This is a genomic window from Micromonospora mangrovicola, from assembly GCF_047200535.1.
In the GTDB taxonomy this organism is placed as follows: Bacteria; Actinomycetota; Actinomycetes; order Mycobacteriales; family Micromonosporaceae; genus Micromonospora.
Genome location: NZ_JBJZOG010000012.1, coordinates 33,282 through 54,551 on the forward strand (window position 1 = coordinate 33,282; position 21,270 = coordinate 54,551).

At 75.1% G+C, this 21,270-nt stretch carries 21 protein-coding genes; 11 read left to right on the forward strand and 10 right to left on the reverse strand.

The features are described from left to right. Positions 1–19: 19 nt before the first annotated feature. Positions 20–3,289, forward strand: coding sequence for an AfsR/SARP family transcriptional regulator (locus ACL02O_RS07650; protein WP_412817270.1), 3,270 nt, complete (start codon positions 20–22; stop codon positions 3,287–3,289). On the opposite strand, the gene ACL02O_RS07655 is transcribed toward ACL02O_RS07650, so the two are convergent. From ACL02O_RS07655 to ACL02O_RS07670, 4 genes are all read right to left on the reverse strand, one after another. Then, positions 3,273–4,082, reverse strand: coding sequence for an ABC transporter permease (locus tag ACL02O_RS07655; RefSeq protein ID WP_412817271.1), 810 nt, complete (start codon positions 4,080–4,082; stop codon positions 3,273–3,275). The genes ACL02O_RS07650 and ACL02O_RS07655 overlap by 17 nt on opposite strands. Beyond that, positions 4,079–5,053 (reverse strand): ATP-binding cassette domain-containing protein, encoded by a 975-nt coding sequence (locus ACL02O_RS07660; RefSeq protein WP_412817272.1) that lies wholly within the window; start codon positions 5,051–5,053, stop codon positions 4,079–4,081. The genes ACL02O_RS07655 and ACL02O_RS07660 overlap by 4 nt, the downstream gene beginning before the upstream one ends. A 114-nt stretch (positions 5,054–5,167) precedes the next feature. After that, the gene (locus ACL02O_RS07665; protein ID WP_412817273.1) at positions 5,168–6,790 is read right to left on the reverse strand and encodes an acetolactate synthase; all 1,623 of its coding nucleotides are present in this window, start codon (positions 6,788–6,790) and stop codon (positions 5,168–5,170) included. Between the two features lie 111 nt (positions 6,791–6,901). Beyond that, entirely contained in the window at positions 6,902–7,675 is a 774-nt protein-coding gene (locus tag ACL02O_RS07670; RefSeq protein WP_412817274.1) for an enoyl-CoA hydratase/isomerase family protein, read from the reverse strand. A gap of 98 nt (positions 7,676–7,773) precedes the next feature. Between ACL02O_RS07670 and ACL02O_RS07675 the strand changes: the two genes are divergently transcribed. From ACL02O_RS07675 to ACL02O_RS07685, 3 genes are all read left to right on the forward strand, one after another. After that, the gene (locus ACL02O_RS07675; RefSeq protein WP_412817275.1) at positions 7,774–8,280 is read left to right on the forward strand and encodes a DUF6232 family protein; all 507 of its coding nucleotides are present in this window, start codon (positions 7,774–7,776) and stop codon (positions 8,278–8,280) included. A 314-nt stretch (positions 8,281–8,594) separates the two neighbouring features. Beyond that, on the forward strand, positions 8,595–9,074 hold the full coding sequence (locus ACL02O_RS07680; protein WP_412817276.1) for a DUF6232 family protein: 480 nt from the start codon (positions 8,595–8,597) through the stop codon (positions 9,072–9,074). Positions 9,075–9,148: 74 nt separating this feature from the next. Continuing rightward, complete coding sequence (locus ACL02O_RS07685) at positions 9,149–9,877, forward strand: hypothetical protein (RefSeq protein WP_412817277.1); 729 nt, start codon at positions 9,149–9,151, stop codon at positions 9,875–9,877. A gap of 5 nt (positions 9,878–9,882) precedes the next feature. On the opposite strand, the gene ACL02O_RS07690 is transcribed toward ACL02O_RS07685, so the two are convergent. Then, entirely contained in the window at positions 9,883–10,335 is a 453-nt protein-coding gene (locus tag ACL02O_RS07690) for a rhodanese-like domain-containing protein (RefSeq protein WP_412817278.1), read from the reverse strand. A gap of 71 nt (positions 10,336–10,406) precedes the next feature. On the opposite strand from ACL02O_RS07690, the gene ACL02O_RS07695 reads away from it, so the two are divergent. Then, a complete protein-coding gene (locus tag ACL02O_RS07695) occupies positions 10,407–11,375 on the forward strand; it encodes a helix-turn-helix domain-containing protein (protein ID WP_412817279.1) in 969 nt (322 codons plus the stop codon). A 4-nt stretch (positions 11,376–11,379) separates the two neighbouring features. Here ACL02O_RS07695 and ACL02O_RS07700 read toward each other — a convergent pair whose 3' ends face one another. Together ACL02O_RS07700 and ACL02O_RS07705 are read right to left on the reverse strand one after the other, a co-directional pair. After that, positions 11,380–12,276 carry a ribokinase gene (locus ACL02O_RS07700; protein WP_412817280.1) on the reverse strand — a complete coding sequence of 299 codons (897 nt, stop codon included), beginning with the start codon at positions 12,274–12,276 and terminating at the stop codon, positions 11,380–11,382. A 15-nt stretch (positions 12,277–12,291) separates the two neighbouring features. Then, the gene (locus ACL02O_RS07705; protein ID WP_412817281.1) at positions 12,292–13,131 is read right to left on the reverse strand and encodes an ABC transporter ATP-binding protein; all 840 of its coding nucleotides are present in this window, start codon (positions 13,129–13,131) and stop codon (positions 12,292–12,294) included. A 132-nt stretch (positions 13,132–13,263) separates the two neighbouring features. On the opposite strand from ACL02O_RS07705, the gene ACL02O_RS07710 reads away from it, so the two are divergent. Both ACL02O_RS07710 and ACL02O_RS07715 read left to right on the forward strand, forming a co-directional pair. Next, positions 13,264–14,268, forward strand: a complete 1,005-nt coding sequence (locus ACL02O_RS07710) for an ABC transporter ATP-binding protein (RefSeq protein WP_412817282.1) — start codon at positions 13,264–13,266, stop codon at positions 14,266–14,268. Then, on the forward strand, positions 14,265–15,272 hold the full coding sequence (locus ACL02O_RS07715; protein WP_412817283.1) for an ABC transporter permease subunit: 1,008 nt from the start codon (positions 14,265–14,267) through the stop codon (positions 15,270–15,272). The genes ACL02O_RS07710 and ACL02O_RS07715 overlap by 4 nt, the downstream gene beginning before the upstream one ends. A 113-nt stretch (positions 15,273–15,385) precedes the next feature. Here the strand turns inward: ACL02O_RS07715 and ACL02O_RS07720 are convergent, their stop codons facing one another. Continuing rightward, a complete protein-coding gene (locus tag ACL02O_RS07720) occupies positions 15,386–16,561 on the reverse strand; it encodes an ROK family transcriptional regulator (RefSeq protein WP_412817284.1) in 1,176 nt (391 codons plus the stop codon). Positions 16,562–16,684: 123 nt separating this feature from the next. On the opposite strand from ACL02O_RS07720, the gene ACL02O_RS07725 reads away from it, so the two are divergent. Next, the gene (locus ACL02O_RS07725; RefSeq protein WP_412817285.1) at positions 16,685–18,136 is read left to right on the forward strand and encodes a glycoside hydrolase family 3 N-terminal domain-containing protein; all 1,452 of its coding nucleotides are present in this window, start codon (positions 16,685–16,687) and stop codon (positions 18,134–18,136) included. Between the two features lie 93 nt (positions 18,137–18,229). On the opposite strand, the gene ACL02O_RS07730 is transcribed toward ACL02O_RS07725, so the two are convergent. Further along, positions 18,230–18,583: an STAS domain-containing protein gene (locus tag ACL02O_RS07730; RefSeq protein WP_412817286.1), complete on the reverse strand. Its 354-nt coding sequence runs from the start codon at positions 18,581–18,583 to the stop codon at positions 18,230–18,232. A gap of 164 nt (positions 18,584–18,747) precedes the next feature. On the opposite strand from ACL02O_RS07730, the gene ACL02O_RS07735 reads away from it, so the two are divergent. Genes ACL02O_RS07735 through ACL02O_RS07745 form a run of 3 tightly spaced genes read left to right on the forward strand, consistent with a single transcriptional unit; the run spans position 18,748 to position 20,367 of the window. Then, positions 18,748–19,230 (forward strand): hypothetical protein, encoded by a 483-nt coding sequence (locus ACL02O_RS07735; RefSeq protein WP_412817287.1) that lies wholly within the window; start codon positions 18,748–18,750, stop codon positions 19,228–19,230. Next, complete coding sequence (locus ACL02O_RS07740) at positions 19,227–19,697, forward strand: thiol-disulfide oxidoreductase DCC family protein (protein ID WP_412817288.1); 471 nt, start codon at positions 19,227–19,229, stop codon at positions 19,695–19,697. The genes ACL02O_RS07735 and ACL02O_RS07740 overlap by 4 nt, the downstream gene beginning before the upstream one ends. Next, entirely contained in the window at positions 19,660–20,367 is a 708-nt protein-coding gene (locus ACL02O_RS07745) for a TetR family transcriptional regulator (RefSeq protein ID WP_412817289.1), read from the forward strand. The genes ACL02O_RS07740 and ACL02O_RS07745 overlap by 38 nt, the downstream gene beginning before the upstream one ends. 181 nt (positions 20,368–20,548) lie before the next feature. Here the strand turns inward: ACL02O_RS07745 and ACL02O_RS07750 are convergent, their stop codons facing one another. After that, entirely contained in the window at positions 20,549–21,214 is a 666-nt protein-coding gene (locus tag ACL02O_RS07750; protein WP_412817334.1) for a GNAT family N-acetyltransferase, read from the reverse strand. Between the last annotated feature and the right edge of the window lie 56 nt (positions 21,215–21,270).

Genomic DNA, 21,270 nt, shown 5'->3' on the forward strand with positions numbered 1-21,270 from the left:
GCCGGGCAGAATCGACGGCGTGCAGATCAGCATGCTCGGCCCTCTGGAGCTGCGCGCCGACCCCGGTACACCGGTCGAGATCGGTGGCGCCCGGCTACGCCGGCTGCTGATCCTGCTCGCCCTGGAGCCCGGCCGGACGGTCACCGTCGGCCGGCTGGCCGACGGCGTCTGGGAGGGCGACCCGCCCGCCGGCGTGGCCAACGCGCTGCAAGCCCTCGTCTCCCGCCTGCGCCGCAGCATCCCCGGGCTGCCGGTCGAGGCGCGCCCGGGCGGCTATCTCCTCGCGGTGTCCCCGACGGACGTCGACCTGCACCGGTTCGAGGCCGCCGTGCGCACCGGCCGGGCCCGGTTCACCGAGGACCCGGCGGACGCCTGCCGCCGGCTGGCCGGGGCGCTGGCGCTGTGGCGGGGGCCGGCCCTGGCCGACGTCGCCGACGCCGACTTCGCCCGGGCGCCGGTGGCCCGGCTCACCGAGCTGCGGCTGGCCGCCACCGAGGACCTGATCGAGGCGCGCCTCGGCCGGGAGGCGCCCGACCTCCTGCTGCCGGAGCTGCGCGAGCTGGTCGCCGCCCACCCGTTGCGGGAACGGTTGGCCGGGCTGCTGATCCGGGCGCTGCACCGGGCCGGACGGTCCGCCGAGGCGCTGGCCGAGTACGAGCGCATGCGGGCCACTCTCGCCGACACCCTGGGCACCGATCCGGGACCGGAGCTGGCGGCGCTGCACCTGGAGATCCTGCGCGGCGGGCCGGAACCGGAGGACGCCACCGCCGGGCTGCGCGGGGCCGGCGCCCCGGTCGGCGTCGCCGCGGACCGGGCGGGCCTCGCCGCCGACAGCCGCGCCGCGACCCTGGTGCGGGGCAACCTGCCGGCCACCATGACCAGTTTCGTCGGGCGGGCGGACGCGGTGGCCCGGGTCGAGGCGCTGCTCGACCGGTTCCGGCTGGTCACGCTCACCGGGCCGGGCGGGGCGGGCAAGACCCGGCTGGCCGTCGAGTCGGGCCGGACGGTGGCCGACCGCTTCCCGGACGGGGTCTGGCTGGTGGAACTCGCCCCGGTCACCGACCCGGCCGAGGTGCCGCAGGCCGTGCTCGCCGCGCTCGGCCTGCGCGAGCAGGCGCTGCTCGCCCGCGCCAACCGCGCGGCACCCGAGCCGGCCGAGCCGGCCGACCGGCTGGTCGAGGCGCTCGCCGGTCGGTCCGCCCTGCTGCTGCTCGACAACTGCGAACACCTGCTCGACGCGGCGGCGGCGCTCGCCGACCGGTTGCTCACCGCCGGCCCCGGGCTGCGGGTGCTGGCCACCAGCCGGGAGCCGCTGGGGGTCACCGGGGAGGCGCTGCGGCCGGTGGAGTCGCTGGCCCTGCCGCCGGCCGACGCGGACCCGGCGACCGCGCTGGCGTACCCGGCGGTGCGGCTCTTCGCCGACCGGGCCGGCGCGGTGCGCCCGGACTTCGCGGTGGACGAGGCCACGGTCGGCCCGGTCGTCCGGATCTGCCGCGCGCTGGACGGGATGCCGCTCGCCATCGAACTGGCCGCCGCGCGCCTGCGCTCGATGACCGCGGGGCAGGTGGACAGCCGGCTGGACGACCGGTTCCGGCTGCTGACCGGCGGCAGCCGCACGGCGCTGCCCCGACACCAGACCCTGCGGGCGGTGGTCGACTGGAGCTGGGACCTGCTGGACGACGATGAGCGGACACTGTGGCGGCGGTTGGCGGTCTTCGCCGGCGGGGCCACCCTGGACTCGGTGGAGCGGGTCTGCGCCGACCCGGACGACGTGGCGACGGTGCTCGACCGGCTCTCCGCGCTGGTGGAGAAGTCTCTGGTGGTGGCGGGCGGCGACGCCGAGCCGCGCTACCGGATGCTGGAGACGATCCGGGAGTACGGCCTGCACCGGCTGGCCGAGGCCGGGGAGGCGGACCGGGTGCGGCGGGCGCACGCCGCCGAGTACCTGACCCTCGCCGAGACGGCCGAGCCGTGGCTACGGACCGGGGAGCAGCTCGGCTGGCTGCGTCGGCTGGCCACCGACCACGACAACCTGCACACCGGGCTGCGGCACGCCATCGCCGTGGCGGACGTGCCGACCGCGGTCCGGTACGCCGCCGCGCTCGGCTGGTACTGGTGGCTGAGCGGGCAGCGGGCCGAGGGCGCCGAGCTGGCCGCCCAGGCCCTCGCGCTGCCCGGCGCCGACGAGCGGGCCGCCCCGGATCGGCTCGCCGTCGCCCTCACCATGGCGGCGCTCAATCTGGTCTCCACCCGCAACGACATTCCCACCAGCCTGGGCTGGCTGGAGCGGGCGGCGGAGCTGGCCACGGGCCACGAGTCGGCACACCCGGTCCTGCGGTTGGTCGGGCTGGTCGTCGCGTCGTTCCGCAACGGGCTGCCGCCGCAGGCCCCGGCCGAGATCGCCGCGCTCTTTGCCGACCCGGATCCATGGGTGGCGGGCACCGCCCGGCTGTTCCAGGCGCACGCGTACCTCAACGCGGGACTGTCCGACGAGACCGCGGAGGCCGACCTGCGGGCCGCGCTGGAGCACTACCGCGCGGTCGGCGACCGGTGGGGCATGTCGTTCGGCCTGACCTCGCTGGCCGATCTGCTGGACCGGCGCGGTGAGGCGATCCGGGCCACCCCGTTCCACGAGGAGGCCCTCGCCTACTTCGAGGAGCTGGGGGTGCCGGACGACGTCCCGGAGATGCGGCTGCGCCTCGCGCACAACCTGTGGCGGCGCGGCGACCACGACCGGGCCCTCGCGGCGCTGGCCCGGGCCACGCGGGAGGCGGAACACGGTTCGGACGAGACCCGGGCGGCGTTGGGGTACGGGCGAGCGGAGATCCTGCGCGCCCAGGGCGACTGGGCGGGGGCCCGGGCCTGCCTGGTGGAGAGCATCCGGCTGATCGGCGAACGGGCCGTGGCCCCGCAGTGGCGGGCGCTCAGCGCCGCCAACCTGGCCGCGCTGGACGCCGTCGACGGGGACCTCGAATCCGCCCGCGCCCACCACGACCGCGCGCTCGACCTGGCCATCGGCTCGCAGGACGCCCCGGTCGTCGGCGCGGTGCTGGTCGGCTTCGCCGACCTGGCGTTGCGGCTGGGTCGCCCGGCCGCCGCCGCCCGGCTGCTGGGCGCGGCGAGCGGCGTACGGGGCGGCCCGGACCACACGGTCCTGGACCGCCGCCGGGTGGAGGCCGCCGCCCGCGCCGCGCTCGGCGAGGCGGGCTTCGCCGAGGCGTACGCGGGCGGGCTGGGCTACCGGTTGGAGACCGCCGCCGAGGCGGTCCGGGTCACACTCGACGCCTGAGCGCCCGCACCGCGAGCGGGGCGAACACGGCGAGCAGCACGGCCGCCCAGATCAGCGACCGGATGGCCGGGCCCGCCACCGGGCCGGAGACCAGCAGGCCGCGCAGCGCGTCGGCCAGGATGGTGGCCGGGTTGACCTCCACCCAGTGCTGCATCCAGGACGGCATCTTCTCCGTCGGCACGAACGCGTTGCTGGTGAAGGTGAGCGGGAAGATCACCATGAAGCCGAAGATCTGCACCTTGTCCGGCTCGCTGACCAGCACCCCGACCAGCACGGAGATCCACGAAGCGGCCAGGGAGAAGACCAGCAGCAGGGCGAACGCGGCGAGCAGCCCGGCAGCCCCGTTTCCCACCCGGAAGCCGAGGATCATCCCGACGCCGAGCAGCAGCGTCACCGACCAGGCCTGCTTGACGGTGTCGGCGAGGATCCGCCCGGCCAGCGGCGCCCAGCGGGCGATCGGCAGCGCCTGGAGGCGGTCGAAGACCCCCTTGGTCAGGTCGGTGTTCAGCCCGAAGCCCGTGGTCATGGTGGCGAAGAAGGCGTTCTGCACGATGATCCCGGGCAGCGCGAACTTCAGGTAGTCGCCGGGCGACCCGGCGATCGCGGTGCCGAACACGTACGTGAACAGCAGCACGAACATCACCGGCTGGATACTCAGGTCGAGCAGTTCCATCGGGTTGTGCTTGATCTGCACCAGGCTGCGCCAGGCCAGGGTGAGGGTGTGTCGCAGCCCGGCCGCGAGGCCCGGCCGGCGGGCCGGGGCGAGCGGGGTGGCGAGGGTGGCGGCGGTCATGCGGGGATCCTCTCCAGGTCGGCGTCGGCGGGGCTGCCCTGCTCGGCGCGGTGACCGGTCAGGGAGAGGAAGACCTCGTCCAGGCTGGCGCCGCGCAGGGCCAGCTCGGCCACGGTGACCTCGGCGGCGTCGAGCCGGCGGACCACGGCCGGCAGCACCCCCGGGTCGTTCACCGCCACCGAGACGGTGGTCTGGGCGACCTCCGGGGTGAGCGCGGTGACCTCGCCGGCGATGGCGAGCACGGTGGGCAGGTCGGCCGGGTCGGCCGGCCGTACGGCGAGCACCTGCCCGCCGGTGCGGGCCTTCAGCTCCTCCGGGGCGCCCTGGGCGATGACCCGGCCGTGGTCGACCACGGCGATCTCGCCGGCGAGCTGGTCGGCCTCCTCCAGGTACTGCGTGGTCAGCAGCACGGTCACCCCGTCGGCGACCAGGCCGCGGACGATGTCCCAGAGTTCGTTGCGGCTGCGCGGGTCGAGCCCGGTGGTCGGCTCGTCGAGGAAGAGCACCTGCGGCCTGCCGACCAGGCTGGCGGCCAGGTCGAGGCGGCGCCGCATGCCGCCGGAGAAGGTCTTGGCGGCCCGTTCGGCGGCGTCGGTGAGCTGGAAGTCGGCGAGCAGCTGCCGGGCGCGGGCCCGGGCGTCGGCCCGGGACAGCCCGAGCAGCCGACCGATGAGCAGCAGATTCTCGGTGCCGGTGAGATTCTCGTCGACCGAGGCGTACTGGCCGGTGAGGCCGATCAGCTGGCGCACCCGGTGGGCGTCGCGGCGGACGTCGTACCCGCCGACGGTGGCGTGGCCCTCGTCGGCGGCGAGCAGGGTGGCCAGCACCCGGACCGCGGTGGTCTTGCCGGCCCCGTTCGGCCCGAGCAGGCCGAACACCGTGCCGGCGGGGACGGCCAGGTCCACGCCGGCCAGAGCGGTGGTCGCGCCGAAGCGGCGGACCAGGCCCTCCGCGCGGATCGCGTATGTCATCGACAACTCCCGTCGTTCTCGCTGGTCACCCCACCTTGAGCGACGGCGCTGACGTTACGACGACAGGCGCTGACAGACCGCTGATTTGCTGCTGACAGAGGCCCGCGACCGTGGTCAGGCCAGGTTCGACGAGCGGGGGTACGCGTCGGACGGGTCGGTCAGCACGTTGACCAGGTACGGCATCCCGGCGTCGAAGGCACGGGCCAGGGCGGGGCCGAGGTCGGCGGCCTTCTCCACCGTCTCGCCCGCGCCGCCGAGCGCCTCGACCACCTTGTCGTAGCGCAGCCCGGGCTGGAGGTCGGCGGCCACGTCGTAGCCGTACATGGCCCGCATCGGATGCTTCTCCAGGCCCCAGATGCCGTTGTTGCCGACCACGATGACCACCGGGAGCCGCTGGCGGACCAGGGACTCGACGTCCATCAGCGAGAAGCCGGCCGCACCGTCGCCCATCAGCACGCAGATCTGCCGGTCCGGGTGGCTGACCCGGGCCCCCATCGCGTAGCCCATGCCGGTGCCGAGGCAGCCGTACGGGCCGGGGTCGAGCCAGGTGCCGGGCTGCGCCGGCTCCAGGTACTTCCCGGCGTACGAGACGAAGTCGCCGCCGTCGCCGATGGTGATCGCGTCGCCGGCGAGCACCTTGCGCAGCTCACCGTAGACCCGGGCCGGGCGGATCGGGTCGGTCTCGGCGGCCATCTCCTCGGCGTCGCGGGCCTTCGCGGCGTCCTCGGCGGCGCGCAGCTGCGCGATCCAGTCGGCGTGGTCGGCCCGGTCGCCCGGGTGCTCGGCGAACGCGGTGAGGATCAGCCGCAGGTCGCCGGCGGGGCCGGCGGCCGGCTGGACGTGCCCGGCGCGCTGGCTGGGCGCGTCGATGACGTGCACCACCTTGGCCTCGCCGAAGTCGCCGAAGGCGAGCCGGAAGTCGAGCGGGGTGCCGACCACCACGACCACGTCGGCACCCTTGAGCGCGACCCGGCGGGCCTTGGCGAAGGCGAGCCGGTGCGCGGGTGGCAGCGCGCCCCGGCCCATGCCGTTGGTGAAGACGGGCACCTGGAGGGATTCGGCGGCGGCGCGCAGGGCGTCGACCGCGTCGCCCGCGTACACCTCGGAGCCGGCGATGATCACCGGGCGGGACGCGCCGGCGATCAGGCCGGCGGCCTTGGCGACCTCCTCTGGGTCGGCCTCGATCGGCGCGACCGGGGTGACCGCGGGCAGCTCGGCGTCGCCGACCGAGAAGACGGCCTCGAGCGGGAAGTCGAGGAAGGCGGGGCCGCGGTGCGGGGTGAGCGCCGCGGTGAGCGCGGCGCTGACCGCGCGCGGGATGTCGTCGGCGCTGAACACCGTCTCGGCGTGCTTGGTGACCGGGGCGACCAGGGGCAGGTGGTCCATCTCCTGGAGGCTGCCGGAGCCCCAGCGGAATTGCGGGGCGCGTCCGCCGAGCACCAGCACCGGAGAGGCGTTGAAGAAGGCGCTGGTCAGGCCCGAGACGCCGTTGGTGACCCCGGGGCCGGCGGTGAGTACGGCCAGCCCGGGACGGCGCCGGAGCTTCGCCACCGCCTCGGCGGCGAACACGGCGGACTGCTCGTGCCGGACGTCGTAGAGCGGGAAGCCGGTCTTGTGCGCGGCGTCGTAGAGCGGGAAGACGTGCCCGCCGGAGAGGGTGAACATCTCCTGTACGCCGTGCGCGCGCAGCGCCGCGAGGGCCAGCTCCCCGCCGTGCCCCTCGACCCGTTCCGCCATCGCCGCTCCCCTTCGTCGCATGACCGAAGTCACACGCTACTGGTCGGTAGGCGAGATGTGAACGCCCTCGGGCCGGCGGCGGGGTTGGGCCGCCGACCCGAGGGCCACGGCTCAGCGGCCGGTGAAGTCCGGCTTGCGCTTCTCGACGAACGCGGCCATGCCCTCGCGCCGGTCGTCGGTGGCGAACAGCGCCGCGAAGAGCTGACTCTCCCAGGCCAGGCCCGAGTTGAGGTCCATGTCCAGGCCACCGTCGACGGCCAGCTTGGCCGCCCGCAGGGCCTGCACCGGGCCGGTCAGGAACGGCTTCACGTAGGCGACGGCGGCGTCGTAGACCTCGGCGGCCGGGACCACCTGGTCGGCCAGACCGATCCGCAGCGCCTCCTGGGCGTCGATCATCCGGCCGGTCATGATCAGGTCCTTGGCCCGGGCCGGGCCCACCAGGCGGGCCAGCCGCTGGGTGCCGCCGGCGCCGGGGATGATGCCGAGCTTGATCTCCGGCTGGCCGAGCTTGGCGTCCTCGGCGACGATCCGCCAGTCGCAGGCCAGGGCCAGCTCGCAGCCGCCGCCCAGGGCGTACCCGGTGATCGCGGCGACCACCGGCTTCGGGATCCGGGTGAACGCGCCCAGCGCGCTGGACAGGTCGGCCGCCCGCTCCGCCATGTCCACGTAGGACATGTCGGCCATCTCCTTGATGTCCGCCCCGGCGGCGAAGACCTTCTCCCCGCCGTACACGATGACGGCGCGGACCTCGGCGTCGGCGGTGGCCGCGGCCGCGGCGGCGCGCAACTCCTCCTGGACCTGCTTGTTCAGCGCGTTCATCGGCGGCCGCTCCAGCCGGATGGTGCCGATGCCGTCCTTCACTTCCAGCCTGACGAACTCGCCCACGCTGCCCTCACTTCCTCGTCGAAGTCGCGTGCCAACCTTACGGCCCGGCTCGTTGGGGTAGACAGTGTGGTGTCCACCCCGACACCCGGAGTGAGGCCATGATCACGTACTACGACGACCGGTCGGTGCAGGTCACCTCCACGGCTGTGCGGGTGGACGGGCGCACCTATCGGCTCGCCGAGCTGGGCATGGTCTGGCACCGGCGGGGCAGCCGCTCCTGGCGGGTGCTCGCCGGCCGGGGCGCGATCGGCGCCGCCCTGGCCGGACCGCTGGTGGCCGCGGTGCTCGGCCTCGCACTCGCGCTCCGGCTGCACCGTTCCCCCGTGGTCACCATCGCCATCGTCGGCGCGTCCGTGCTGGTCGGCCTCGGCGTCGGGCCGCTCGCCGACGTGCTCTTCGAGCACCTGGACCGGTCGTACGCCCGGGGCAGCCGGGACCTGGAGATGTGGGCCCGCTGGCGCGGCCGGCCGGTGCGGCTGCTGCGGACCGGCGATGCGCTGCGCTTCGGCCAGATCTACCGGGCCGTGCAACGGGCCATGGAGAGCGCGCCGCAGGACGTGATCGGCTCGTCCGGCGGCAGCCCCCGGTCGCGCAGCGGACCGTAGACGCCCTGCCCGGTCATGGCCGTCGCCGCCGCCCGACCGCCGGCCGACCCTCGCCAGGGCGCTTCGCCGGCAGCCGGACAGCGGGGCGCCGACCTGCTTCCCGCGGCGCTACGAACTTGATGACGTGAACGGATCGCACCGCGCCGGCGGACCGGCTCGTCCCCGCCGCGCCCCCTTTGGCGGCACGTCGCCCGTGCTGAGTCACCTACGTCATCAACCCCGTAGTGGTTCCGGCCGACCCGCCACGGCACGGGGCGGCGGAACGCCGGCCGGCGGCACCCGCCGGGGTTGAGAGCGGGTGGTTAGGCTGAGTGATGACCCTCTATTACCGGGACGACGCGGTACAGGTCACCTCCGAAGCCATCCACGCCGGCGGGCACGTCGTCAGGCTCGCCGACATCGCGTACGTCTGGCACGCCCGCGGCGCGAACACCCTGGCCGTGCGGGGTCGGGTCCTCGGCCGGGGCGTGCTGGTCCTGCTCCTCTCACTGCCGCCGCTGGTCGCCCTGGTCTGCGTGCTCTCGCTGGCCTGGGGCGCGCAGGACCGGGGCAACTGGAAGCTGGCGCTGCTCGTCCTCGGCGCCTTCGTGGCCGTCGGGCTGGCGCTGACCCCGTTCCTGGAGCTGCCGCTCGGCTGGCTGGACCGCTCCTACGAGCGCGGCAGCCGGGTGCACGAGCTGTGGGTGCAGCACCACGGGCGGGAGGTGATGCTGCTGCGCACACCCGACGCGTTGCGGTTCGGGCAGATCTACCGGGCCGTGCAGCGGGCCGTCGAACAGCACGACCGCCGATGAGCCCCACCCGGGAGTGACGTGCGCCGCCCGCCGCCACCCGGCGGTCCTGGCCCCGCCGACGCACACTGGTGGGCATGGCGATTCCCCTCCCCCGGCCCGGCGCCGTCGTCGGGCTCACCCGTTCCGCCCTGGACCAGGCGCTCGGTTCGGCCGCCGCGTTCGCCGCCGTACCGGCCCGCGCCTTCGCGGTGCTAGACGAGGTCGAGGAGCTGCTGCGCCGGATCAACGGGGTGGTCGACCGGATCGAGGGCACCCTCGACCGCACCGACCGGGTGCTCACCGACGCGGAGGCGGCGGTGCGCGAGGTGACCGTGATCAGCACCGCCGCCACCGAGGCGATCGGGACGGCGACCGAGGTCGCCGCGGCCGCCGCTGTGGTGGTCGGCGAGGCCGAACAGGTCGCCCGCACCGCGGGCGCGGTGGTCGCCGAGGTCGACGCGGTGGCCGGGCGTGCCGCCGGCACCGTGGTCGCGGCCGAGCAGGCGGCCGGCACCGCGGCCGAGCTGCTGGCGACGTACGAGCCGACACTGCGCCGGGCCGCGCCGATGGCGGCCCGGTTCGTCGAACAGTTGAGCCCGGAGGAGGTGACCGCGGCGATCCGGCTGGTCGACGAGCTGCCGAAGCTCAAGGAGCACCTGACCTCGGACGTGCTGCCGATCCTGGCCACCCTGGACCGGGTCGGCCCGGACCTGCACGACCTGCTCGCCGTCACCCGGGACCTCAAGCTGGCCGTCGCCGGCATCCCGGGCCTCGGCATGCTGCGTCGCCGCGGCGAGCGCCGCGGCGACGAACCGGCCGACTGACCCGGTCAGCAGTCGCAGGCCACCGCGGCCCGGGGCGCGGTCAGCTCGTCCACCCGGCGGCGGACCGTCCCCGCCGGGGTGACCACCGGCAGCCCCTCCCGGGCCCAGTACTCGAAGCCGCCGAGCATCTCCCTGACCGCCCAGCCGAGCCGGGCGAACTCCAGCGCGGCCCGGGTCGCCCCGTTGCAGCCGGGCCCCCAGCAGTACGTCACCACCGTGGACCCGGCCGGCACCAGGTCGGCCGCCCGGGCGGCGATCTCGGCGGTGGGCAGGTGCAGCGCGCCCGGCAGGTGCCCCTGCCGCCAGGCCGCGTCGCCGCGGGAGTCGACCACGACCAGCCCCGGCACGCCCGTCTCAAGGGCGGCGTGCACGTCGCTGACGTCGGTCTCGAAGCTGAGCCGGGCACGGAAGTGGGCGGCGGCGGTCGCCGGTTCGGCCGGCGGTACGGAAAAGGTCATGCCTCGATCCTGCGGCCGATCCCGGCAGCGTCGGGAGTGGCGTGATCGCCGTCCTTCGCTAACATCCCGCCATGGCTCCTGTCGACCGCACCGTGGCGGTGCTCGCGTATCCGGGGATGTCGGTGTTCGAGACCGGCATCGTCACCGAGGTGTTCGGGCTGCCCCGGCCCGAGCTGGAGGTCGACTGGTACCGGCTCGTCGTCTGCGCGGAGCGGCCCGGCCCGGTGCCGGTGGTCGGCGGCGCCGCCCTGCACACCCCGCACGGCCTGGCGGACCTGGCCTCGGCGGGCACGGTGATCCTGCCCGGGGTGCCGGACGTGACCGCCGACCCGTCGCCGGAGCTGGTGGCCGCGTTGCGCCGGGCGCACCACCGGGGCGCCCGGCTGATGTCGATCTGCTCCGGCGCGTTCGCCCTGGCCGGCGCGGGACTGCTCGACGGCCGCCGGGCCACCACCCACTGGCGGTACGCGGACCTGCTGGCCCGCCGGCACCCGGCGGTCACCGTCGACCCGGACGTGCTCTACCTCGACGACGGGGACGTCCTCACCAGCGCGGGCAGCGCCGCCGGGCTCGACCTCTGCGTGCACGTCGTCCGCAACGACTTCGGCGCGGCGGTGGCCAACGCGGTCGCCCGCCGGCTGGTGATCCCGCCGCACCGCGACGGCGGGCAGGCCCAGTTCATCGAGGCGCCGGTGGGCGTCGACCCGGACGACGACCGGATCGCCGCCAGCATGGCCTGGGCGGTGCGGCACCTGGCCGAGCCGCTGACCGTCGCGACGCTGGCCGGGCAGGCGCACCTGTCGGACCGCAGCTACCTGCGGCATTTCGCCCGGGCCACCGGCACCAGCCCGATCCGCTGGCTGATCGACCAGCGGGTCCGGGCCAGCCTGGCCCTGCTGGAGACGACCGATGCCCCGGTCGTCGAGATCGCCGCGGCGGTCGGGTTCGACAGCCCGGTCACCTACCGGCACCACTTCGGCCGGGCGATGCGGATCTCACCGTCGGCGTACCGGCGGGCGTTCCGGTCCGGGGCGGCCTGACCGCTCAGACCGGGGTGTAGAGCTCGTCGATCTCCGCCCGGCCGGGCAGCGCCACCGACGCGCCGAGCCGGCGGACGCAGGCCGCCCCGGCCGCCGCGGCCCAGCGCACCGCGTCGACCAGCTCGCGCCCCTCGCCCCAGGCCACCGCGAGGGCGGCGGTGAACGCGTCACCGGCGGCGGTGGTGTCCACCACGTCGACCTTCACCGCCGGGACGTGCGCCGCCGTCCCGTCCCGGTCGACGTACCAGGCGCCCTCCCCGCTAAGGGTGAGCACCGCCCGCGGCACCAGCGCCAGCAGCGCGGCCGGCTCGTCCCGGCCCCGCCCGGTCAGCGCCTGCGCCTCGGGCTCGTTTACCACCAGCAGGTCCACCGCGGCGAGCAGCTCCGCCGGCACCGGCCGGGCCGGCGCCGCGTTGAGCACCACCCGGGTACCGGCCGCCCGGGCCGCCACCGCCGCCTCGGTCACCGTCTCGACGGGCACCTCCAGCTGCGCGACCAGCACGTCCGCCTCGCGTACGGCATCCAGCTCACCCTCGGTGAGGCCGGTGAACGCCCCGTTGGCGCCGGGGGTGACCAGGATGGCGTTCTCCCCCGCCGCGCCGACCATGACCAGGGCGACACCGGAGGTGCCGTACACCACCCGGAGCTGGCCGGCGTCCACCCCGGCCGCCGTGATCCGGGCCTTGAGGGTGACCCCGAAGGCGTCCGAGCCGATCGCGCCGAGGAAGACGCAGGACGCCCCGGCCCGGACCGCGGCGATGGCCTGGTTGGCGCCCTTGCCGCCGGGCAGCATGACGAAGTCGCTGCCGAGCACGGTCTCCCCCGGGCGGGGCAGCGCGGCGGCCGTGCCGACCAGGTCCATGTTGGCGCTGCCGACCACGGCCACCCGGGTCTGCTGCACGGGGTCCTCCCGGGGTCAGGCCGCGCGGGCGGTCCAGCGGTCGCCTGACCGCTCGACGACCAGCGGCAGGCCGAACGTCTTCGACAGGTTGTCGGCGGTGAGCGTCTCGGCGAGCAGGCCCTGCGCCACCACGCCGCCCTCGCGCAGCAGCAGCGCGTGGGTGAAGCCGGGCGGGATCTCCTCGACGTGGTGGGTCACCAGCACCAGGGCCGGGGCGTCCGGGTCGTACGCCAGCTCGGCGAGCCGGGCGACCAGGTCCTCCCGCCCACCGAGGTCGAGCCCGGCGGCGGGCTCGTCGAGCAGGAGCAGCTCGGGGTCGGTCATCAGGGCGCGGGCGATCTGCACCCGCTTGCGCTCGCCCTCCGACAGCGTGCCGTACGCCCGCTCGGCGAGGTGGCCGATGCCGAGCTGGCCGAGCAGGGCGCGGGCGCGGACCTCGTCGGTGCGGTCGTAGCTCTCCCGCCAGCGGCCGACCACCGACCAGGCGGCGGTCACCACGACGTCGCTCACCCGCTCGTCGGCGGGGATCCGCTCGGCGAGGGTCGCGGTGGACAGGCCGATCCGCATCCGCAGCTCGTTGACGTCGGTACGGCCGATCCGCTCGCCGAGGACGTGCGCGGTGCCGGTGGTTGGGTGCAACCGTCCGGCGGCCAGGTTGAGCAGGGTGGTCTTGCCGGCTCCGTTCGGGCCGAGCACCACCCACCGTTCGTCCAGTTCGACCCGCCAGTCGACGTCGTGCACCAGCGCGGTGCCGGAGCGCTTGACGCCCACGCCGTCGAGGCTGACCACCAGATCCGCGTCCACGGTCGAGGGGGCGGGGGCGCCGGCGGCGCCGGGGATCAGGTCACCAGTCACCGGTCCATCCAACCACGCAGGCCGCGCGCTGCCCCCCACGGGCGGGGCCGCCACCTTAGGGTGAGGCGCCGTGTCGTTGGTCACCACACCGGGAGGACCCCGCATGCCCGACCGCCCCGAGGAGCCGCGCGGATGAGCGCGGTCATCGAGATCACCGGTCTCCGGAAGACGTTCCACACCCTGCGCCAGGGGCGCCGGGTCGCCGTCGACGGCTTCGACCTGCTGGTCGAGTCCGGACAGGTGCACGGCTTCCTCGGGCCGAACGGCTCGGGCAAGACCACCACGCTACGCGCCCTGCTCGGGCTGGTCCGGGCCGACGGTGGACGGATGAGCATCCTCGGCGCCGAGTCGCCCGATCGCCTGCCGGAGGTGGCGGGGCGGGTCGGCGCGATCGTGGAGAGCCCGCAGTTCTTCGCCAACTTCACAGGACGTCGCACGCTGCGGCTGCTGGCGCTGGCCGGGGGCGTGCCGACCACCCGCGTCGACGAGGTGCTGGAGCAGGTCGGCCTGCGCGACCGGGCCGACGAGCGGGTCAAGGGCTACTCGCTGGGCATGAAGCAGCGGCTGGCCGTCGCGTCGGCGTTGCTGAAGAGCCCGGAGCTGCTGATCCTCGACGAGCCGGCGAACGGCCTGGACCCGGCCGGCATCCGGGAGATGCGGGACCTGATGGGGGCGCTCGCCGCGGCCGGGGTGACCGTGCTGCTCTCCAGCCACATCCTGGCCGAGATCCAACTCATCTGCGACCACGTGACGATCATCAGCCGGGGCCGACGGGTGGCCCACGGCCGGGTGGACGAGGTGCTGGCCGGCTTCGACCAGCACGAGTGGCGGGTCCGGGTGGCCGAGCCGGAGCGCGCCGCGGCGCTGCTGGGCGGAATCGGCGTGTCGGTCACCGCGCACCCCGGCCACCTGGTGGTCGCCGGGGTCGACGACCCCGAGGTGATCAGCCGCACGCTGGGCGAGCAGGGCCTCTGGGTGCGCGAACTGGTCCCGCTCCGGCCGGACCTGGAGAGCGTCTTCCTGGAGCTGACCGGCGACGTCCCGCACCCGGCGCTGCCGCGGCAGGTGGACGACGCGGCGCCGCACGACATGGTGATCGATCTCGACGCGCGCGAGAGCCGGGAGGTGGACGCGTGAACCTGGTCCGTGCCGAGGTGGAGCGGCTCGCCGCCCGCCGGTTCGTGCAGCTGATGGTGGTGCTGCTGCTGATCGCCTTCGCGGTGACGGTGGCCACCACGCTGGCCGGCTCGCACCGGCCGACGTCCGAGGAACTGAGCCGGGCCCGGGCCCAGGCGGCCGAGGAGGTGGCCACCCTGGAGGCGGCGCACAACCGCTGCCTCCGGATCAAGGCGGGCGAAGTCGTTCCGGACGAGGACGACTACATCCCGCGGAACTGCGCCGAGGTGGACCCGGCCCTGCGCAGCGAGCCGATCACCGCGGCGAACTACCTGGTCGGGGTCTTCGTCTTCGCCCAGAAGGCCAAGCCGCTGCTCTACTTCCTGATCGCCTTCCTGGTGCTCTTCGGGTTCCTGGTCGGCGCCTCCTACATCGGCGCCGACCTGAACTCGGGCGGGGTGGTCAACCTGTTGCTGTGGCGGCCCCGCCGCTGGGCGGTGCTCGGCGCGAAGCTGGGCACGCTGCTCGGCGCGTTGCTGGGGCTCTCCGCGCTGGCGTCGGCGGCGTATATGGGGGTGTTCTGGCTGATCGGCCAGGCGGCCGGGTTCCCCGGCGGGATGGACGGCGAGTTCTGGGCGTCGCTGGGCGCCACGTACGGGCGCGGGTTGGGGCTGGTGCTGCTGGCCGGGGCGCTCGGCTTCGCCATCGCCACCCTGGGCCGGCACACCGCGGCGGCGCTCGGCACGGTGGCCGCGTACCTGGTGGTGTGGGAACTGGGCGCGCGCCTGGTGCTGGACATCGTCGAAGCCGCCCAGCCGGAGCGCTGGATGCTCTCCAGCTATGTGGCCGCCTGGCTCAGCGGCGAGGTCCGGTTCTGGGACCGCTTCGCCTGCGACGCCGGCTCGGGTTTCTGCGACGGCACCTACGCGATCGGCTGGCCCGCGGGGCTGGCGGTGCTGCTCACCCTGGCCGTCGGGCTGGTCGCCGCCGCGTTCACCACGTTCCGCCGCCGGGACCTGATCTGAGTCCGCCGGGTGCGGGCCTCCCGGAGGCCCGCACCCGGCAACTCCTTGCAGTTACACCCCACCCTCGTGAAGAATTCCTTCACATGGCGGGACGGGCGGCGGCGGACGGACGGTCAGCCGACCGTGGAGCCGAACACCTCGTCGCGCACCGCGTCCAGCGCGGTCCGCAGCGCGCCGCGCAGGATCGGCTCCTCGGTCAGCCCCGTGGCGACCACCCGCGGCCGGACCAGAGTGATGGCGGCGACCTCGTGCTGCACCCGCTCGGCCAGCGCCGCCCCGCCGGCCTGACCCACCTCGCCGGCGAGCACCACCAGCGGCGGGTCGAGCACCACGCAGGTGCTCGCCACGCCGAGCGCCAACCGGCGGGCCAGCTCGTCCAGCATCGGGCCGCCGGCCGCGCCGGCGGCGATCGCGGCGCGTACCGCCTCCGCCGCGTCGGCCACGGCGAAGCCGTGCTCGGCGGCCACCGCACGGACCGCGTCGGCGCCCGCGAGCTGTTGGAACGCCGGCTTGGCCCGCTTCGAGACGTCCCGCGGGATGGGTACGCCGGGCACCGGCAGGTAGCCGATCTCGCCGGCCGCGCCGCTGCTGCCGTGGTGCAGCCGTCCGCCCAGCACGATGGCCAGACCCACGCCCGCGCCCACCCAGACCAGCACGAAATCCGACATGCCCTGGGCCGCGCCGGACTGGGCCTCGGCGACGGCGGCCAGGTTGACGTCGTTCTCGAAGACCACCGGGATGCGCAGATCCTCGCGGAGGGCCGCGAGCAGCCCGCTGTGCCACCGCGGCAGGTTGAACGCGAAAGTGATGTCGCCGGTGCCCGGATCCACCAGGCCGGGGGTGCCCAGCACCACCCGCCGCACGCTGGACAGCTCCGCGCCGGCGCTGCTCGCCACCTGGACCACGGCGTTGTGCACCACACCCACCGGGTCGTCGGTGTCCCGGGTGGACTGCTCGACCCGGCCGACGACCGCGCCGGTGATGTCCGCGCAGGCCGCCACCACCCGCTCCGCGCCGACGTCCACCCCGATCACGTACGCGCTGCCCGGGCGCACCGCGTAGAGCTGGGCGTTCGGGCCCCGCCCGCCGGCCTGCTCGCCGACCCGGGTGACCAGGCCGCGCTCCTCCAGCCGCTCCACCAGCTGAGAGGCGGTGACCTTGGAGAGCCCGGTCAGCTCGCCGATCCGAGCCCGGGTGAGCGGCCCGCGTTCGAGGAGCAGCTCCAGCGCCGCGCGGTCGTTCAGCGCCCGCAGCAGGCGGGGGGTGCCGGGCAGGCGGGTCGCACTCATACCACGTCCTCTATTTTCAGTAAAGTTTGCTAACCATAAAACACCTTCGGCGGGGCGCCCGTTAGCGTATCGGCCACCCCGCTCCGGAGTCGCCGGACGATCCGGCAGGGAAAGGGGATACTCGTGGGGTTGGATCCAGGACTCCGGCGGCTGGCGCTGAGCACGCTGCTGGCCGCGTACCCGGGGCCGGTTCCGCCCGACTGGGCGGTCGACCTGCTCGCCGAAGGGCTCGCCGGGCACACCCTGTTCGGCACCAACATCCACGACCCGGCCCAGGTCGCGGCGACCACCGCCGCGCTGCGCGCCGGCCGCCCGGACGTCATCGTCGCGATTGACGAGGAGGGCGGCGACGTCACCCGGCTTGCCCACGCGACCGGCAGCCCGTACCCCGGCAACGCCGCCCTGGGCGCGGTCGACGACCTGACCCTGACCCGCCAGGTGTACGCGGCGATCGGCGCGGAGCTGGCCGCCCTCGGCATCACCGTCGACCTGGCACCCACCGTCGACGTGAACACCGCCGACGAGAACCCGGTGATCGGCACCCGCTCGTTCGGCGCGGACCCGGCCCGGGTGGCCGCCCACGCGGCCGCCGCGGTCGCCGGCCTCCAGACCAGCGGGGTCGCCGCCTGCGCCAAGCACTTCCCCGGGCACGGCGCGACGGTCGCCGACTCCCATCACGAGCTGCCCACGGTCGACGTGCCCGCGGCGGTGCTGCGCGAGCGGGACCTGCCGCCCTTCGCCGCCGTGATCGACGCCGGGGTACGCGCGATCATGACCGCGCACATCCGGGTGCCCGCGCTGACCGGCGACGGCCCGGCCACGTTCAGCCGGGCGGTCCTGGTCGACCTGCTGCGCCACGAGTACGGCTTCACCGGCGCCGTGATCACCGACGCGCTGGAGATGAAGGGCGCCGCGCTGACGGCCGGCGGGGTCGGGCCCGCCGCGGTCCGCGCCCTCGCCGCCGGCGCGGACCTGCTCTGCATCGGCGCCAAGGTGGACGCCGGGCTGGTGGAACAGGTGGCCGAGGAGATCGTCGGCGCGCTCGACGACGGCCGGCTGGAGCGGGCCCGGGTCGAGGAGGCCGCCGGCCGGGCCGCCGAGCTGGCCGGCTGGCGCGCCGCCGAGGGCATCCCGACCCCGGCGCCCGACGGGCTCGGCTACGCCGCCGCGTTGCGGGCGGTACGCGTCGAGGGCGACCTCACCGGCCTGACCGCACCGCTGGTGGTGCAGCTGCACGCCACCTCCACCATCGCCGAGGGGCGGGTGCCGTGGGGGCTGGGCCCGCACCTGGCCGGCGCCGAGGAGGTCCGCGCGGTGGCCGGGGAGACCGCGCCGGAGGACCTGCGCCGGCGTGCCGGCGACCGGCCCATCGTGCTGGTCGGTCGCCATCTGCACCGGCTGGCCGGGGCGCGGGAACTGGTCGAGGCGCTGGCCGCCGCGCACCCGGTGACCGTGGTCGAGATGGGCTGGCCGAGCGACTGGCGCCCGACCGGTGCCCGCGCCTTCGTCACCACCTACGGCGCCAGCCACGCGAACGGCCGCGCGGCGGCGCAGGTGCTCGGCCTGACCGGCTGAGCCACGCCGCGGGCGGCCGCGGACCGGCCGAGCGCCGACGGGCCGCCCGCGCACCACCGTCCCGCACTGTCGCAGGCCGGGCGGTGGGCCGGTTCAGCGGCGGCCGCCCGGCCCGATCGAACCGTCGTCGACACCCCCGCCGGCGAGATTGAGCAGCGCGTCGACCGCGGTGGTCCGCAGCACCCGGGCCACCACCGGCCGCGGGTCGACCACCCGCAGGGTGGCACCCCGGCCGACCGCCTCGGCCGCGCCCCGGAGCAGGGTGGTCACCCCGGTCGAGTCGAGGAACGGGACCGCGCCGAGATCGACCACGATCTCCACCAGGTCCGGCCGGTCGAGGAGCCCGTCCACCGCGCGGTCGAACTGGTGGGCGCTGGCCAGATCGAGCTCGCCGACCGGGGCAAGGACCACGCGTCCCGGCCCCGCGTCCCGCGTCCGGATCTCCATGACCTGCCCGCCCCACCCCGATGTGTCGTCGTCGCGACCATACCCGGCACCCCAGGGACGGGCCACGGGCGGATCATGACATCACCCCGTACTTGAACGCGTTCAAAATCCGTCGTACGCTTAGCGCGTCCAGGATTTTGAACGCGTTCAAGAAAGGCGACGAGATGGACGTGAAGGTCTGGATGTACCTGGCCTACCTGGCGGTCAGCGTCGGTCTGACCGTCTGGGTGGCCCGGACGCTGTCCCGCAACGGGCTGGTGTTCCTGGAGGACGTCTTCGCCGACAAGCGGCTGGCCGACGCGGTGAACAGGCTCCTGGTGGTCGGGTTCTACCTGCTCAACCTCGGCTACGTGACGGTCGCCATGAAGGAGGCCGATCCGGTGCGGACCACCAGCGAGGCGCTGGAGCAACTCTCCATGAAGGTCGGCTTGGTGCTGCTGGTACTCGGCGCGCTGCACTTCTTCAACGTCTTCGCGCTGGGCCGGTACCGGCGCGGCCGGCTCCGCCAGCAGCAGGCGGCCGGCCACCCGCCGCTCGCTCCGGTCGGCCACCTGCCGGCCCAGCCCGGTTCCCGCCTGGTCGGGCCCGCCGGCCCGATGCCCGCCGGCCCGACGGCCGGCCCGAAGCCGCCCGTCCCGCCGCGATGACCGTCGCCCCGGGCGGGCGCCCGACGGATCCCACCGGGCACGGGGCCGGTGGGATCCGCGGGTTCACCGTCCTGTACGACGAGCACTGCCCGGTCTGCCGGGCCGCCCGGCAGTGGCTCGCGTCGCGCGACCAGCTCGTCCCCCTGGAGTTCGTGCCAGCCGGCTCGGCGGAGGCCCGGCGGCGCTTCCCGGGACTCGACCACGACGCGACGCTGCGGGACCTGACCGTGGTCGCCGACACCGGCGCGGTGTACGCGGGCGACGGCGCGTGGTTCGCCTGCCTCTGGGCCCTCGCGGACCACCGGGCCACCGCCGAACGCCTGGCCCGCCCGCACCTGCTGCCGCTGGCCCGGCGGCTGGTGGCCACCGCCTCCTCGGTACGCGAGCTGGTCCGGGAACCCCGGCCGGACCCGGGATACGGTGACGACGATGACCGAACAGACTGCGCCGACGACCGCTGCGGGTAGCCCGGCCGCCGGGGCGACCGCCCGGGGTGAGCAGACCCGCCAGCTGATCCTGGACACCGCGATGCGGCTGTTCCGCGAGCGGGGGTACGCGCGCACCACCATGCGCGCCATCGCCCAGGAGGCCGGCGTGGCGGTCGGCAACGCCTACTACTACTTCAACTCCAAGGACCACCTGATCCAGGAGTTCTACGCGGGCACCCAGCAGGAACACCAGACGGCGGCGGCGCCGGTGCTGGACCGGGAGCGGGACTTCGCCGCCCGGCTGGCCGGGGTGCTGCACGCCGGGGTGGACGTGCTGACGCCGTACCACTCGTTCGCGGCCAGCTTCTTCAAGACGGCGGCCGAGCCGACCTCGCCGCTGAGCCCGTTCTCCGCCGAGTCCTCCCCGTCCCGGGAGGCGTCGATCGCGCTCTTCCGCGAGGCGCTGGAGGGCTCCACCGCCCGGGTGGACCCGGAACTGCGCCCGGCGCTGCCGGAGCTGCTCTGGCTGGCGTACATGGGGGTGGTGCTCTACTGGGTGCACGACCGCTCGCCGGAGCAGGCCCGTACGCGGCAGCTGATCGACGGCGCGGTGCCGCTGATCGATCGGCTGGTGGGGCTGTCCCGGCTGCGCGTGCTGCGGCCGGTCACCCGCCAGGTACTCACCCTCATCCACACGCTGCGTCACTGACGCGGGGTCGACGGCCGCCACCATCATCCGCAGCTCAGTCCACTAGCAGACAGCGTCGCCCCCCGACGCCCCTTGCCCGGCCACGTCCGGACACTTAGCGTTACCAGTGACGGGACCTGGGAGGAGGGGCTGCGGACCGTGGATCCGGCCCGGGATCCACGGTTCGCGCCCGCTCGCGCGGTCAGCGCGGAACGACCCTGACCGACGACCAGCCCTGGTCCGGGAAACCGGCCGCCTCGGCCACCCGCGCCGAGGCGTGGTTGTCGACACTGTGCAGGTAGGTCGGCACGGCCCCGTCGTCGAGCACCCGCCGGGCCGCCTGGGCCACCAGCCGGCGGGCCAGCCCCCGCCCCCGGGCCGCCGGAACCGTGCCGACGGCCAGTTCGTGCCCGAACGCGTCGTGCCGCTTGATGCCGGCGCCCGCCAGGTACCGCCCGCCGGCGTCCCGCACCACCAGCACCTCGCGGTCGAAGAGGCGCAGCCAGGCCGGCAGGCCGCAGGACGTCGGCGGGATCCAGTCCCCGACGTCCGGCAGCGGCTCCGGGGCGGTACACCAACGGAAGACGCCGGCGTGGGTGATGAACTCCGGCACCCCGACCGCCGCCGGCAGGCGCGGCAGCAGCTCCGCCACCGACCGACCCCGGACCAGGGCCCGGACCGCGTCGACCCGGTCGGGCGGCACGGACAGGACCGTGCACCCGGGGGCGCGGACCGCCACGGCCGGCCGCAGCCGGCCGTCCCACGCCGGCCGGGCACGCCGGTACGACCGGACCACGTGCAGCCCGGGACCGGCCGGCCACTGCCCCAACCAGGTCGCCAGGTGCAAAAACAACCGGCGGTCGAGCACCAGGGCCACACCTCCTCACCCGCCGGGGTCCGCCTTGTCTCGCCGTGATCACGGTA